A 14,550-nucleotide genomic window follows, 5' to 3' on the forward strand; every position below is an offset into this window, starting at 1 on the left:
GAGATCGGTGTCAGCACGTCTTTGGACAATTCCTTTCATCTTTAAAACAGATTAATCGGTATCAAAAGTGAATATGCGCTCAGCAGTTGTGTACAAATAATAAACATGTTGTCCTAACTAGTTTTTTCTAACTGCTTTAAAGCGAATCTTCCTCTTTCTGATACAGAGCCTGATTTATCGGATGCAAAATATTCGGCAAAGATCTTAGCTTTAGTACCAAATTCATCAAGGTTCCTTATGAGAAACTCTGCGGCTACCCGCCTAACTATTGGAGAGCGATCCTTGGCTGATTTTTTGATTAAAGCTAAGGGTGACGTTGAAACACTCAATTTCCTTTCAGATACGATTGCTTGATATTTTCCTTCGCAATATCGGATATCTGTCCATACCCATTTTCGTCCATCAACCCAAGCCATGCGGCCCTCTAATTGACTACGATAAGCCTTTGCCCTAACTACGGGTTGGATGGAGAGTTCAGCGATCTCATCTAAGAATTCATCTAAAATGGAAGTGCGTCCTAGTTGAGAGAACAAGGATGGCATTGGTCCAGATGAAGAAGATATCAACTTTGCTCTGAATAATTCTGAAACCTCTTGTCTGGAAATAATTTCTAGAAGTACCTTTTTATCGACTTCTTCAATTCGCCCCCATGAATGCCAATGAGCTAAAGTAAAACATAGTGAGTTTACAACGTGTTCAGGAGCGGTTTCTTTCGCTATTAATGGAAGCTTATCTCTTGCAGCTTTTCTAACTTGAGGAACCCAGTCATTTAGCCTACGGATAGCCAATGAAAGAAAAAAAGCATTGGGGGCTGCTCCCGAAATAGCCCGAAGAGTTTTCTCTCTCCTGTAACCATCCCAGCTAATCAAGTCTAGCCAGGTCAGTTGTTGAGAGGGTTTGGCCCATATTTTCCATTTCGGCTGAGCCGTATTTTTTAGTGCTGTAGAAAACTCTTCACGAACAAGCCTTTCCCAATAATCTAAATTAGTTAAAGGAACTGTTGATGTAATCTCGATAAGGGGGGACATATCAGCCAACAGTTTTCCTGATAAGTTAATTGAGGCAGCAAAATCCTTTGTTGCTGAAATAACTTTTTCTTCTAAATCTTGCTGTTGAACCTGAACCTGCACCTGCACCTCACTCAATAATCAACCTAATAAACGTATACTAGCGGTTATTTGTGATCGAATCATCGACATAGTTATGCAAATGAGAGAGTAGCTTTAGTTCGGCTCGTGATGCACGTTTGTGGGAGAAAGCTACCACCGCACCTTAACTTCCTTTCGTGCAGGTAGTGCCGATAAATCATGGACATAACACTTTTGGTATTCATGGCGCTTGGTAGCCTTAATGCCATGGCTCATGATTCAACGGTTAAGTACGGTATTGCGATATCTCACGATGGTGAGCAAATTGCGTATGGCAAAAGTGGGAGCGGGGATACGGCGCTGATCTTCATTCACGGTTGGAGCTTAGACAGTAGGCTCTGGCAAAACCAAGTGAGCGAGTTTTCAAAGCAGTATCAAGTGATCACTGTGGACTTAGCCGGACACGGTAACTCGTCGTTTAACCGCGAAGAATACACCATGGTCGCGTTTGTTGAAGACATCAAAGCGGTCATCGAAAAAGAACAACTCCAATTCGTCATCTTAGTTGGGCATTCCATGGCCGGTGCTGTGATTGCAGAAGCCGCTAAACTGATGCCAAAAAGAGTGAAAGTCATTATTGGTGTCGACACATCGCAAAATGTCGCACTAACGGTTTCACCAAGCGACCTAGATTCAATGAGCAAACAAAACAAAGTGGCAGATATATATGAGAATCGGCTAACAATCCCCTCCTAACCTCCCCCTTGGTTTACATCTCCAATCTCTTGTTGGTATTGGGAAAGGGGAGGAACTGAATACCGGTAGTAATGTGTGCTGAGATACATTGAGCGCCAAAGAATGTTCTCCCCCTCGTTCGTATATCGCAAGAGAACGGCTGACTTGATTTGAGGGGGAGCTAGTGGGGAGGTTGTTTATGCTGGTTTAGTTTTGACTACTTCACGACAACTTAAGAAATATAGCGAAGAGACTAAGAGGACCGCGCCACATAATATCCAGCTTGTGGATATACTGTAATGCTCGGAAATGACTCCAAAAGCTAAAGAAGCTAGCACTCCACCAGCGGTAACGGCGAAAGAGCTGATAGACAAAATGGTTGAGCGCATCTCATTTGGAGTACTGTCATTAAGTAATACCTGCTCAGAATTGTTACCCATTGTAAAAAGGAAGAAAAACGTCAAATACAGTAGAGCAAAGATCATGGTGTTGTGGGTGTTAGCAAGTAAGATCAGCGACAGGCTGGCAAGTGCGCGAGTGGCAAATATTAAAGCCTTGTGAGAACCGCCAAACACTTTTAATAGTGGAACGGACACGATTGACGATAAAGCGGCCGTCAAGAAATACAGTGCCGATATGATGCCAAACAGAGTCAAGTCTCTGGAGTGAACTCCCATTAATTTAGATAGGTAGGGTTGCCAGAGGTTTTCAACAGTACTCATTGCTGCGCCAAAGATAAGTGTTGCCTGAATCACTAATCTTAACGTCCAATGGTTTAAAGAGAAAGTAAGCGCCTTGATACTGGTTTGTACCGCGGTGGTGACGGTGTTTTTGTGGTGTTCTTTGATGCTTCTTTGCTCATGAGGAAGTAATAGCCATGTTAGCAACAGCAGGACAAGACTCGATACGCTGGCGATGAAAACATTGATGTCATATTCGTCAAATGACTCAAAATAAGAACTCACGATACTGTTGGGTAGAAACCCGCCGATAAGGGCTCCGGTCGCTAGCCCAGCCGTCACGCACACATTAACTTTTGCAATTGCAGTATGATACGAGCCTGCTCCTGCGCTATCAGAAAACGCATCATAAAACCATGCATCGAGAGTACCTGAGTAAACGGCTCTAGAAGCCCCCAACAATAAGGCGCTAATTAAAATACTGAACAAGCCATTTGCATAGAGTAGGTTTAGGCAGCCCAGTAGGGTGAGTATTAACGAGTACGAATATGTTTTTCTTCGTCCAATGGTGTCAGCAAGCCCACCGACTGGTATCTCTAATAGTGTTGTGCTTCCAATCCAAACAGCCATGACAATCCCAACTTGTGCTAGGTTGAGTCCCTTAGACTGAAAAATCAGAATGATGACAGGAATAAGCAGCCCGACTACTGTCCAGTGTAGGTATTGTTGTATGCCAAATCGCACAACTAACTCTTTTCGTTGCATCAATACGTTCCTTTGTTTATTGAAAGTGGCATCATCCTTTATTGATACTTAGGTGCAACTTGTGATTTAAAAGGGTAGCATTGTGATACTTTTGGTATCTCTATGTGAGGCGGTTTTAACGAAATGGACGAACAACTATCATTCGAAATTTGTAAGTTACTCAAAAGAGAGCTGAAAAGGTGCAATATTTCATATCGTGCACTTGCGGCGGAACTGGATATATCCGAAATCAGTATTAAGAGGTTACTTAACAGTTCTCAACCACTGTCCATTCAGAGGTTAGCCGCGATAGCTAACCTCACGGACATGCCGTTATCAAAGCTTCTTGCTGAGGCAGAAGAAAACATTGCTTCTATCCCCGTGTTCTCTAAACAACAAGATGACGCTTTTTTTGATAACCCAGCTCTTTTCTCGTTTTGGTCCGAGTTAGCAGAAGACATTACCGTTCAATGTATTCAACAAAAGCACAAGCTGAACGATGCTTCAGTGCACCTGTATCTTCGACAATTAGAAAATCTCAACCTTATCGAGATAGGTTCTAATAACAAGTACAAACTGCTCTTACCCAAAGAAACCGCGTTTGTAAAAGGGGCGAGATATCCCATTTATTTCAAATCTCAGGTGTTAAATGGTTTACAAGAACGCGTCATTAATTTGCCTGAATCTGATGATGATGCCTTTCTCACCAGCTTCAAAGCTGAGTTGACCAAAGATGAGTTTATCGAGATTAATAACATGTTAGATAACTGGCTGTTTAATAAGCTGCGAGAAAGACAAGCGTTTGATGGTCGAAGGTACGAAGAAGTGAAGCCTTATACATTTGGTTTTATGGGAGCTCAGGGGGAGTTCCATGGTCAGATGCCAGCAATAATGAATCTAGTCTAGATAGATTTGTTGATGAAGGGGACAGGAATCCATCATCCCATGTTTATCTTGGGTAAGTTTTGGTCTATCTATTTAAAGGGAAGCAAAAACGTCTAATGTCGACACCGTTATTCAAACATAGAGCCTTGATGCTTGGCATATATCGCTTATATTAGCGCCGACTGATCTTTCCTGTCACAAAATGGCTATAACTAACTGTCCCGGGGGAAGCCCTCATCCAGAAAAGAGGTGGAGGAGTGAGATGAAAGATGAAGTCATACTAGTGTCGAAAGATGATGTTGAAGTCGGTCACTGCGAAAAATTGAAAGCCCACATAGACGGGGAGTTGCATCGCGCTTTCTCATTGATGATCGCAAAGAAAACGGCCGATGGGTATGAATTTTTGCTTCAAAAACGTGCATGTGGGAAGTACCACAGTGGCGGCAAATGGAGTAACAGCTGCTGCTCTCACCCGCGTCCAGGTGAAGCCTTAGAAAGTGCGGTTCAGCGTCGTGCTGGGGAGGAGCTAGGCATCAGTCAGCCACTACGACTTATCTCTCTCGGATCATTCATTTACCAAGCACAACTCGAACACAACCTTACAGAGCATGAGCTCGACCATATTTTCTTAAGCTTTACCAATCAGCCCTTGTTGGCCCCAAACGAATCTGAAGTCAGCGAGGTTGAATGGTTTTCAATCGAGTCCATCCAGGAGATGCTTCACCAACAGCCTGAAGCGTTTACGGTGTGGTTCAACGACGTTTTTTTTAAAGTGGTCGAGTACCTTAAGGTGGAGTCAGAGAGCGCTGACTAGCGCCAATTTACAAATAAGATTTAACGCTGCATATCTTCCTTATTGGACTCAGTCTCTTTAAGCACAATTTCTTGAGATTTAACCATTTTTAGGAAGTAAGCATGTTGGGTTTGCGTTGAAGTAATGTGTGGTAAGACGGCAGTACACACTAGGACACGAGTTGTATTGAGAAAGTATTTACATTGGAAAATGCAGATAGCTATTCGCATGAGAATCTAAACCGGTTAACAGCTCTAACTTGCTCATTAAGGCCACATAATCTTCTCGATCCTTTTTGAATACATTATCAGCTTCCACTCAAACTGCTTTCGTTTGCTTTCTCCACTCAGTCTAAATCTCATTGTCAATAAATTTATGTTTCAAAGGTTTTCAGTTTGTTATTTTTGTGATCGTGTTTTAACATTTAATCGTAAGGTCTTGAGAAAAGCGAGGAATTCACGAGCAGTACTCGCGATAACCATAGCTAAAGTGAGATGAAAATTATGGAAATTAAACTAATAGCAGCAAAGCTCGGCGTGTGGAAATCTACATCTTTCAAATTAAACGTAATCGCAGTAAGCATGTTCGCTGCGTTTTTCTATTCAGGCAGTGCTAACGCCGCTGCAAACCTCCAACCAGATGACTTTGTAGGAATATCTTTTTGGTTAATCTCCATGGCGCTAATGGCGTCGACAGTGTTCTTCTTGTGGGAAACACAAGGGGTGACTGCAAAATGGAAAACGTCATTGACAGTATCCGCGCTCGTGACTCTCATCGCCGCGGTACACTACTTCTACATGAGAGATGTGTGGGTTGCGACAGGAGAAACTCCAACTGTTTACCGATACATTGATTGGCTCCTTACAGTGCCGCTTCTGATGATCGAATTTTATCTCATCCTGAGAGCAATCGGTGCGGCTTCACCGGGTATTTTCTGGCGCTTACTCATTGGTACGTTGGTCATGCTGATACCTGGTTTCATGGGCGAGGCGGGATATATCAACGTAGCTGTCGGGTTTGTGATAGGCATGCTTGGTTGGGCCTACATCCTGTACGAAATATTCTTCGGTGAGGCGGGTAAAGCTGCCACTAATCAAGCGAGTGACTCTGTAAAATTCGCTTACAATTTAATGCGCTGGATAGTCACTGTTGGTTGGGCAATTTATCCAATCGGCTATGTTCTGGGGTACATGATGGGGGCAGTAGATGAATCCTCTCTGAACTTGGTTTATAACCTCGCTGATGTAATTAACAAAATAGCTTTTGGTCTGCTCATTTGGTATGCAGCAACTTCTGAGAGCCAAAAGGAAGCATAATTAGTTAGTTAGAGAGCCGACATTGGTCGGCTCTCTCTAATTTCGCAGAGTTACCCCCACTCACATCAGCACACAGGTGGCACATATGAATAGCCCACTGAGATTGTCATTAGCAGATAAAAAAAAGAGCGTGCAAAGACAGTGCGAGCGCTTCCTGAACTCACAAGTAGCCGGCCATCAACCAGCCGACTATCATTTGAGAGCTGGTGGAAGCCGTACGAGAATGAAAATTTGTATCGGTGCTTCCCTCTCGTTGGGATTATCTGACAGCGATGCTGTTAGGCTCTCAGCATCGATAGAGTTGATGCACAATGCATCCCTAGTGCATGACGACATACAAGACCATGATCCAATGCGTCGAGGTATGGAAGCGGTGTGGTCTAAATTTGGGCACAACGTTGCTATATGTACAGGCGACTACCTAATCACTAAGGCCTTTGGCTCACTCGCGTCGGTGTCTTGTACTGGATCTTTGCCATTGCTGTTGGAGGAGATGCAACAAGCCGTTAGTGAAACGATCTATGGCCAGCTTGAAGACTTAACCACAGAGGAGGTGAAGTCAGCCAAGCAATACGAGCAGATCGCGGCGAAGAAAGCCGGTCCGCTACTTTATCTGCCGTTAGTCCTTCCACTCGTAGCATCCAATGAGAGCGTTTCAATTTCTATAGCCAAGCGTTCTGCAACCAACTTTGCCGTCGCTTACCAGATACTCGATGATTTGGATGACAGCGTGGATGATGATTCAAAGTCTCGACCAAACTTGCTCAACTTTTACAAGCAACACAACGATCCAACTACGGCGTTTAAGTTGACTGTCCAGCGCGCTCGTTATCTTCTGAAAAGTTGTGAAAGAGATTTTGGAAAACTCCCGAATGATTGCGCTGCCGGATTTTTGAATAAAACGGTATATTTACTCGGCGAGCTTGAGAGGCAAACGAATGAAAGCAGAAACCCATAAGCAGTCTACTCCAACCGCTGTAGTCATCGGTGCGGGTTTCGGCGGAATCGCTTCAGCCCTTAGGCTAAGAGCCAAAGGCTATGACGTGACGCTTATCGACAAAGGCGATCAGCTGGGAGGCCGCGCTCGGGTCTTTCATCGTGGTGGCTTCGTTTTTGACGCTGGACCTACAGTAATCACAGCTCCTTTTCTCATCGATGAACTTTTTCAGCTTTTTGGAGAGAATACGCAAGATTATGTGACTATCGTTCCTGTCTATCCTTGGTACCGTTTTTACTACCATGATGGCTCTACGTTTGACTATGGCGGCTCATTAAATCAAATCCTAGCGGAAATCGAGTCTATCTCCCCCGAAGATGTGGACGGATATAAGCGGTTGCTAAGTACATCGAGAGACATTTTTGACATCGGTTTCACCAAGCTTGCCGACGAGCCTTTCGACAAACCAATCTCCATGATCAAGCAGATTCCAAACCTAGTAAAACTTGGATGTTACAAGACGGTTTGGCAACTTGTCTCTGATCACCTGCAACATGAAAAGTTGAGACAAGCTTTCTCGATACAACCTCTATTAGTGGGCGGCAACCCATTTGACACAACCAGTATTTACAACTTAATACACTTTTTGGAACAAAAGTGGGGAGTGCATTTCGCTATCGGTGGTATGGGTGCTCTCGTCAAAGCGCTTGAACAGTTAATGCGAAGTAAAGGCATAAAGATCCGTTTAGGTGAAGAGGTTGAAGGTGTCATCGCTAAGGAAAAGAGAGTGACAGCCGTTGATCTTAAGGGGGGCAAAAGGATCCGGTGCGACATCGTTGTTTCCAACGCGGACCCGGCATATCTCTATAAGAAGATGGTGCCAAGAGATCAACAACGCTGGTCAGCCAAGGTAAAAGCCAAATATTCGAAGTTTTCAATGGGTCTATACGTTCTCTATTTCGGTACGACTAAACGGTTCTCAAACATCGCGCATCACACCATATGGTTAGGAAAGCGTTATGAAAGTCTTCTTGACGATATATTCAATCGCCAAGTACTCGCGGATGACTTTTCTCTGTATGTTCATCGACCAACGGCGACTGACCCAAGTATGGCGCCGGAGGGCTGCGACAGCTTTTATGTATTGGCACCAGTGCCGAACTTACAGTCGGGCGTAGATTGGGAAAAAACCAAGAACCAATACGGTGACCAGATCATTAAGGCACTTAATAATAGTATGATGCCGGGACTGTCAGATTGTGTTGTTGAACGCTTCTGCATGACTCCGAAAGATTTTGAGTGTAACTATAATAGTGTCCACGGTGCGGGCTTTTCAATCGCTCCAACACTCACTCAGTCGGCCTATTTCCGTTTTCACAACCGCGGTGAAGGCCCGGAAAACCTATTTGTGGTTGGTGCGGGTAGCCACCCAGGTGCAGGCTTACCAGGTGTACTTTGCTCGGCAAAAGTGTTGGATAAAATAGTTCCCTCTGTCGAACCGATGAATGCTAGCGGCTCTAACGTCTTTTGGTTGAGTGGCGATAGCCAGATAATACAGGATGTTGCCTCCCCAAAAACTAAAGAGGCGGATCAAGGAAGCGGGGGTTAATTATGAAAAATCCAGCGCTCCATAGCTTGGCAACTCATGGAAAGACATTCAAATTCGCAAGTCTTCTACTTAGCAAGTCACAGGTAGACCAAGCAGCGAGGCTCTATCAGTTCTGCCGTTGGGTTGACGACATAGCAGATGAAACACAGGACAAAAGCTTTGCTAAAGAGATGCTAGACAACGTGAAGCAACAAATCATTACCGGCAAACCACGTCATAAGATATCGGAAGAATTCCTAATATTATCCGGTGAATTAGGTATACCCATCAACCATGCACTTACCCTCATTGATGGTGTTTCTAGTGATTTGAATGAGGTTGCCTTTGTTACTCAGGATGAGCTCATCGAATACGCCTATAAAGTCGCTGGGGTTGTAGGGCTGATGATGTGTCCAATTCTCGACGCTAAGCCGCAAGGCACTGCCCATGCAATCGATCTTGGAATCGCTATGCAACTAACGAATATAGCGAGAGATGTGATGGAGGATGCTCAACTGGGGAGAAGATACTTGCCTCTTGAATGGTGTGGAGTCAGTACACATCAAATCGTCGAGGACTCAGACAAAACGGTTCGGGCACAGGTCATGCAGGCGATCAGACGTACACTCGCGCTGGCCGAGTGCTATTACCAAAGTGCGCGTCAAGGGTATCGTTACCTGCCATTGCAAAGTCGCAGAGCAATTGTTGTTGCAGAGGCTGTTTACCGAGAGATAGGAGTAAAACTTGAGCGGCAAGGTTTGCGGTATTGGCAAGGGAGGACCACAATTACGCTCGGGGGTAAATTGTGGTTAGCATCTTCCAATTTAATCTCTTTTAAAGTACGCGAGAAAGCCCCTCACAATCATGACTTGCACAAACCGTTGAGCAAGATAGTCGGTTTTGACAGGCTTGAGCGTAAATCGAATGGTCTTCCGCACCAATGACCGGCCAGTTGTGCCGTGTTCGTCAGTACCCCCTCAGTCGGAATATAAAGCTGATCTCGTGATGGTGGGGGTAGGACTCTCCTCTTGCTCGTTAGTACTAGCTCTGATTGAAGCCGGATATTCGGGCGAAATAGTAATGCTTGAGCAAGCCGATGTCGTGAATACTAATAAAACATGGTGTTATTGGAGTGACAAGCACATGCCTCGTTATCTATCTCCTCTTGTGAGTAAACGGTGGCGTCACTGGCTCGTTGCAGAGACAAAGCAATCTGTTGCTAACAACGAATATGGCTACCATTGCATCAAAGCGGCGGATTTTTTTGATTACTGCTTTAAACGTTTTGCCAATCACGGAAAAGTCACCATGCTTTTCAACAAAGCGGTGGATGATATTGCTGTGGGTACCAGCACGGTCACGGTCCGTTCCGATGATTTCAGCATCACCGCAACACATGGTTTCGACAGCCGTCCTCCACCGCTAACCAATGTTGGAAGAGGTAGCTTGCTCCAGTGTTTCACTGGCGCTTGGGTGAAGAGTTCAGAACCCATATTTTGCTCTCAAACCGCCCACTTAATGGCGGACATAAAAAACGTGGGTGGTGCCATTGAGTTTATTTACATTCTTCCTCTGAGTCGGAGAGAGGCGCTGATTGAAGTGACGCAATTCTCCCCGAATGCCAAATCATTACAACAGCTCAAACAAATGACGCTCGAGGTGCTAGATACTTTTGGCTTGAGTAGCGAAAATGTGACTGGTTGGGAGGGAGGGATCTTGCCGATGACAACCCACATTGACCCAACTATTGTCGAGCAAAAAGGCAGTAATACGAGCAACCAATGGCGAAACATAGGTATTAGAGGTAACTGTATCAGAGCGGCTACTGGGTACGCTTTCTCACAAATTCAACAAGATAGCCAACGCATAGCTCGCCAAATCACAGGGCAAAAAATTGCAACTTACGAAGAAAAGAAAATATCGTTGAACGCGAGGTTATACACTTGGTTAGATTCTATCTTTCTAATGGCTCTCACTCAGCGTCCTGAATTGGCACCTGAGGTATTCAAAAGAATGGCGAGGGGAACAACAGGTGAGCAGTTCGCGAGATTCATGACTGAGCGTGCTTCGGCGCTTGACCTTCTCAAGGTGATTGGCTCTATGCCCAAACGAGCCTTTGTTCGAGCAGCTTGGGAAACCATGATATGGAATCGACGATGAATCATCCCCAATCTCGGCTTTGGCCATTGTTTTGTGTTTATGCTGCCACTTTGGCATTCCTTAGTTTATGGACATCTCATGGAGACATGGCAGTGCTGGTGCTGATTGCGGTTTTTGGTATACCACACGGGGCCTTAGACGTACTCATGATGATGCGCCTTTCAAAAAATCTTAATGGTAGTGATGGCTTAAATGGACGAGTTCGACTTGGTCTGTATGCGTTGGCCTACTTGGTGGCCGTTTTTTTCTGTATGTTTTTATGGATGAAGGTACCAACGATGAGTTTGGTGCTACTGCTGATTCTCGCCGCTGGACACTTTGGGGAAGACTGGACTCCAATTGCTCGAAAAAGCAGAGTTTTTCTAGGGGTTGTAGTCGTGACACTACCTTCCATTTTCCACCCTAATGCCCTGAGCAGTTACTTCGTTGTTCTGGGGGTAGGTGAGTATCAAGCAAGCAACGTAGTAACTATGATGACTTTGGCATCTTTTCTATCGTGCATAGTGCTGATCACTCAGTTTACTAAGCACTCGATGGAGTTTCATCTTTGGGTAATAAGCCTTTTCATTGCCGCTGCGCTCTTACCAGTTCTCCAATACTTTTGTCTATATTTCTGTGCGTTGCATGCGCCGCTTCATACTCTAGACGTCAAGCAGATTAACCGATTGTCATGGAACCAAGTATTTAAAGCGGCGTTATTGCCGACTATTGGTACGGCACTCATCATGATTGCATTCTTTTACTGGCTTCCAGATAAAGGATTGTCTGCTCAACTTCTTAATACGGTTTTTATCACTTTGTTTGCGCTGACCGTTCCTCACCTTTTTCTCACCCGAGTTTATAATGGACTTGTACGAAAGCCTGAAATGATAGAACCAAACAAATAGTCATGAGAAGGAATATCACTCTGCTGATACCAGTTTAGTATTATAGGCAGGTACTTCACGATCGATTAGCCGTTTCGAGTCATATTAGGTATTTGCCCTAGCATCCCATCTTCGCGGAAATGAAATGTATCAAGTTGGGCTCTGGGTGTAGAGCTCGACTTTATTGAGCTGGTATGGAGTGCTTCGTCTTTTGTGCTAGCGGCGTAAAGTTGCCCAGAGAACGGAATTCTGGTGTCGTAATTTTCAAACAGGAAAGGTCTGCAGGGCGCATTTTAACTCGCCTTCAGGAGACATTAGCGGTAAGTACGTAATGACTCCTGCGCATTGAGCTCGCTGATAGGTTGAAGAAAGCAGTAAAATCATTGGAGTAGGGCGGTCTAACTGTTTGATAAAAAACCAAAGGTCTCCTGATACAGAGCCTTTAGTTAAGAAGAGGTTTAAGTTTTACTCAGGATTGAATAAAAGCCGTTTTCTAAAAGTTAAACATTAGCTAGCAATAAAAAAAATAATGATGGGAGGCCACTTCTTATTGTGCCGAGTATTAACGAGTAAAGACCAGATGGAGCATGTCACACAAGAGCAGATTAACTTAAGGGTTCTGTATCACTAAATTCTAATAATAAATATTTGCCCACTATTTGAGGACATTGTTTATTTTGGTGTTCATCTGTCATTTTACAGTCGCACAAATCATTAAATTCAGCGAAAGAAACTGGGGGCCCCAATATATCCGAGTTCTCATCCATCTTCACGCTCCTTAAAAAGTTATACTGCGTGACCAATGCACAGATACTAAAAGCGGAGCGCATGGTAAAAGCCTGAGGTGGTATGCTTTCACAATAAATACTGTTGGCTATTTGCTCATGCCATCGCTAATATCACATCTGTAAGGTTGTTATGAATATTGTTACCTATTGAGTGTAGACTAAACTTTTCCTGTTATCCTAACTATTAGGGAAAATATGCTTTTAATCTAGTATGTATAACCCACGAGAGACGTTAGGAGATGAATATCAGCACTTTATCATTTTAAAGAAAGCAAGTTCGTTGTGTTGTTTTATTTTATTGAGAACGTAACAAGTTCATCAGTGGCTGACTGACACTGCTGTACGCTCCATTACCGTTGACAGCTTACCGGTTGCTAAATTAGATTGTACTGAAGGTAACGTCAGTTCATTAATTAATGAGGTCAATTGCGCCATTGAACGGTTAAAACACTGTCTAATTTTGTAAAACTCATTCTTGGAGGGTTCAGCATTTATTAGCTCAATCTCACCTTTAGCAAAGCAATCTATGGCTACTGAGATATCGTCAACATTTTTTAGAATTGTTTTGCTGGCAAGAAAAAGAATAAGTGTTGAGATAAGCCAGCTGAAGCCTAAAGTGATTAAAGTCGATCGACATTACAACTTCTATGGCGTTAGAAGGCTTAGGTATTGCCTTACTTCCGATTACGCATGCTAGAGAGTATGTGTTAAGTGGTCAATTAATACCGTTGTTCCATAACTTATGGTTCGCAGTAAATCATCTCTATGCTTTCTTTAAGCCAGGTCTACATACTCCTAATCGTTTTAAGTGATTTATTAATGAGCTTGAAGGGTTTCGAAAGCAGTGGCAAAACGGACTCAGCTACACTTAAAAGATTGGATTAAAAGGGGGAGCGGGAAGTTGCTAGGTAAGTAAAACTAAGGCCTCGTGGTCACTTGGCCTCAGTTTTGAGAATTGTAGAGCTAGCATGCCTAAACTCGAATAGGTTGGCAACACGAGTAGTGCGAACCTTTGCTACTGACGCTTGATACCATTTGGCCCTATGTTTGGTACTAGCATTTTTTACGTCTGGTTAATAACAAAATGAATTCTGTCACTGTTTTGAGAATCCATTATTTTTTCTTTTGAGAGCCTTGAATTTTTTTTGCAATCCACTGATGCAAATGAAGCCCAGTTTGGCGCTTTAAGAGTAAATCTATCCCAACTAAAATTAACAGTCCTATTATTGTTCCCATAATCATCTCCACACTTGTTATCGTTTGTAATTCAATTGAATCAATACGTGTTAGTATTTTTAATCCATCGATTTCATCATTTCATCTATATCAAAGCCACCAAGTTCCTTTAGGTTATTCTTAATCTCCTCATCTATAGATAATTGACGTTCAACTTGTTTTAATTTTTTCTCAAGAAATTTTTCAACTTCTTGGGATACATTGAACATAAGCCCTTGTTCACGCGCTGCTTTTCTCGCTAGTTTAAGACGAGCATCCAAGTCTGAAGGGATTTTGATGTTCAGTGATACTTTGGATTGTTTTTTTTGCAATGACATGTTTGTTCTCACTTTTGACTTGAGAATACTATAAAGTTTTCTACCTTTTTAGCAAGAAAATTTTATAGTTTATCTCTGTCTGAATCAAAACAAACACCACATTAAGGCGAAAATATCTAATATTTATTGAGACTTAGTCCCATCTCAATGTTAGACGATATAGCCCAGCTTAGTGTGATCTACGTTAAATAAGTCGAGTCAGTGCAGCAAATTGACAGCTAAGATGATGTTTACACACCGCCAGATCCCGCAGTAAGAACCCCTACCAACAGTTGCGACTTCGCCAAGGTTTCTAATTCATGGTCACACATTGATTTAAACGTTTCATGCGCAATTTGGCTATTTTCTGCTTCTATAATGTCACCTATTGGCTCGAACTCTTGCTCAATAAGTTGAGCGTTTTCTCTCGCAAATGAG

At 43.4% G+C, this 14,550-nt stretch carries 14 protein-coding genes; 9 read left to right on the forward strand and 5 right to left on the reverse strand.

Going from position 1 to position 14,550, the window contains the following annotated elements; translation table 11 throughout:
* Positions 1–113: 113 nt before the first annotated feature.
* Positions 114–1,136: a hypothetical protein gene (locus ACTRWI_RS20430; RefSeq protein ID WP_499133595.1), complete on the reverse strand. Its 1,023-nt coding sequence runs from the start codon at positions 1,134–1,136 to the stop codon at positions 114–116.
* A gap of 171 nt (positions 1,137–1,307) precedes the next feature.
* On the opposite strand from ACTRWI_RS20430, the gene ACTRWI_RS20435 reads away from it, so the two are divergent.
* Positions 1,308–1,844, forward strand: a complete 537-nt coding sequence (locus tag ACTRWI_RS20435) for an alpha/beta fold hydrolase (protein ID WP_499133582.1) — start codon at positions 1,308–1,310, stop codon at positions 1,842–1,844.
* A 176-nt stretch (positions 1,845–2,020) separates the two neighbouring features.
* Here ACTRWI_RS20435 and ACTRWI_RS20440 read toward each other — a convergent pair whose 3' ends face one another.
* A complete protein-coding gene (locus tag ACTRWI_RS20440) occupies positions 2,021–3,268 on the reverse strand; it encodes an MFS transporter (protein ID WP_499133584.1) in 1,248 nt (415 codons plus the stop codon).
* A gap of 123 nt (positions 3,269–3,391) precedes the next feature.
* On the opposite strand from ACTRWI_RS20440, the gene ACTRWI_RS20445 reads away from it, so the two are divergent.
* From ACTRWI_RS20445 to ACTRWI_RS20480, 8 genes are all read left to right on the forward strand, one after another.
* Positions 3,392–4,153, forward strand: coding sequence for a helix-turn-helix domain-containing protein (locus tag ACTRWI_RS20445; RefSeq protein ID WP_499133585.1), 762 nt, complete (start codon positions 3,392–3,394; stop codon positions 4,151–4,153).
* Positions 4,154–4,394: 241 nt separating this feature from the next.
* Positions 4,395–4,946 (forward strand): isopentenyl-diphosphate Delta-isomerase, encoded by a 552-nt coding sequence (gene idi, locus ACTRWI_RS20450; RefSeq protein WP_499133586.1) that lies wholly within the window; start codon positions 4,395–4,397, stop codon positions 4,944–4,946.
* A gap of 482 nt (positions 4,947–5,428) precedes the next feature.
* Entirely contained in the window at positions 5,429–6,241 is an 813-nt protein-coding gene (locus ACTRWI_RS20455) for a bacteriorhodopsin-like (RefSeq protein ID WP_499133587.1), read from the forward strand.
* Between the two features lie 85 nt (positions 6,242–6,326).
* On the forward strand, positions 6,327–7,199 hold the full coding sequence (locus ACTRWI_RS20460) for a polyprenyl synthetase family protein (protein ID WP_499133588.1): 873 nt from the start codon (positions 6,327–6,329) through the stop codon (positions 7,197–7,199).
* Entirely contained in the window at positions 7,180–8,787 is a 1,608-nt protein-coding gene (crtI, locus tag ACTRWI_RS20465) for a phytoene desaturase family protein (RefSeq protein WP_499133589.1), read from the forward strand. The genes ACTRWI_RS20460 and crtI overlap by 20 nt, the downstream gene beginning before the upstream one ends.
* Positions 8,788–8,789: 2 nt before the next feature.
* Positions 8,790–9,710, forward strand: a complete 921-nt coding sequence (locus ACTRWI_RS20470; RefSeq protein ID WP_499133590.1) for a phytoene/squalene synthase family protein — start codon at positions 8,790–8,792, stop codon at positions 9,708–9,710.
* Positions 9,676–10,926: a lycopene cyclase family protein gene (locus ACTRWI_RS20475; RefSeq protein ID WP_499133591.1), complete on the forward strand. Its 1,251-nt coding sequence runs from the start codon at positions 9,676–9,678 to the stop codon at positions 10,924–10,926. Before ACTRWI_RS20470 ends, ACTRWI_RS20475 begins: the two co-directional genes overlap by 35 nt.
* Positions 10,911–11,813 (forward strand): Brp/Blh family beta-carotene 15,15'-dioxygenase, encoded by a 903-nt coding sequence (locus ACTRWI_RS20480; protein ID WP_499133592.1) that lies wholly within the window; start codon positions 10,911–10,913, stop codon positions 11,811–11,813. The genes ACTRWI_RS20475 and ACTRWI_RS20480 overlap by 16 nt, the downstream gene beginning before the upstream one ends.
* A 1,880-nt stretch (positions 11,814–13,693) precedes the next feature.
* On the opposite strand, the gene ACTRWI_RS20485 is transcribed toward ACTRWI_RS20480, so the two are convergent.
* From ACTRWI_RS20485 to ACTRWI_RS20495, 3 genes are all read right to left on the reverse strand, one after another.
* The gene (locus tag ACTRWI_RS20485; RefSeq protein ID WP_499133593.1) at positions 13,694–13,816 is read right to left on the reverse strand and encodes a hypothetical protein; all 123 of its coding nucleotides are present in this window, start codon (positions 13,814–13,816) and stop codon (positions 13,694–13,696) included.
* A gap of 59 nt (positions 13,817–13,875) precedes the next feature.
* Positions 13,876–14,133, reverse strand: a complete 258-nt coding sequence (locus tag ACTRWI_RS20490; RefSeq protein ID WP_105025161.1) for a hypothetical protein — start codon at positions 14,131–14,133, stop codon at positions 13,876–13,878.
* Positions 14,134–14,363: 230 nt separating this feature from the next.
* Positions 14,364–14,550, reverse strand: a 187-nt coding sequence (locus tag ACTRWI_RS20495) for a hypothetical protein (protein WP_499133594.1), incomplete at its 5' end; no start/stop codon positions are given.

It is taken from the genome of Pseudoalteromonas sp. G5_S1_14_S5, assembly GCF_054968605.1.

Excerpts from the sequence above, each read along its gene's own strand:
- ACTRWI_RS20490 (WP_105025161.1), bottom strand. The coding sequence starts at position 14,133 with ATGTCATTGCAAAAAAAACAATCCAAAGTATCACTGAACATCAAAATC.
- ACTRWI_RS20440 (WP_499133584.1), bottom strand. The coding sequence starts at position 3,268 with ATGCAACGAAAAGAGTTAGTTGTGCGATTTGGCATACAACAATACCTA.
- ACTRWI_RS20445 (WP_499133585.1), top strand. The coding sequence starts at position 3,392 with ATGGACGAACAACTATCATTCGAAATTTGTAAGTTACTCAAAAGAGAG.
- ACTRWI_RS20470 (WP_499133590.1), top strand. The coding sequence starts at position 8,790 with ATGAAAAATCCAGCGCTCCATAGCTTGGCAACTCATGGAAAGACATTC.
- ACTRWI_RS20455 (WP_499133587.1), top strand. The coding sequence starts at position 5,429 with ATGGAAATTAAACTAATAGCAGCAAAGCTCGGCGTGTGGAAATCTACA.
- crtI (WP_499133589.1), top strand. The coding sequence starts at position 7,180 with ATGAAAGCAGAAACCCATAAGCAGTCTACTCCAACCGCTGTAGTCATC.
- idi (WP_499133586.1), top strand. The coding sequence starts at position 4,395 with ATGAAAGATGAAGTCATACTAGTGTCGAAAGATGATGTTGAAGTCGGT.
- ACTRWI_RS20435 (WP_499133582.1), top strand. The coding sequence starts at position 1,308 with ATGGACATAACACTTTTGGTATTCATGGCGCTTGGTAGCCTTAATGCC.
- ACTRWI_RS20485 (WP_499133593.1), bottom strand. The coding sequence starts at position 13,816 with ATGGGAACAATAATAGGACTGTTAATTTTAGTTGGGATAGATTTACTC.
- ACTRWI_RS20460 (WP_499133588.1), top strand. The coding sequence starts at position 6,327 with ATGAATAGCCCACTGAGATTGTCATTAGCAGATAAAAAAAAGAGCGTG.
- ACTRWI_RS20480 (WP_499133592.1), top strand. The coding sequence starts at position 10,911 with ATGGAATCGACGATGAATCATCCCCAATCTCGGCTTTGGCCATTGTTT.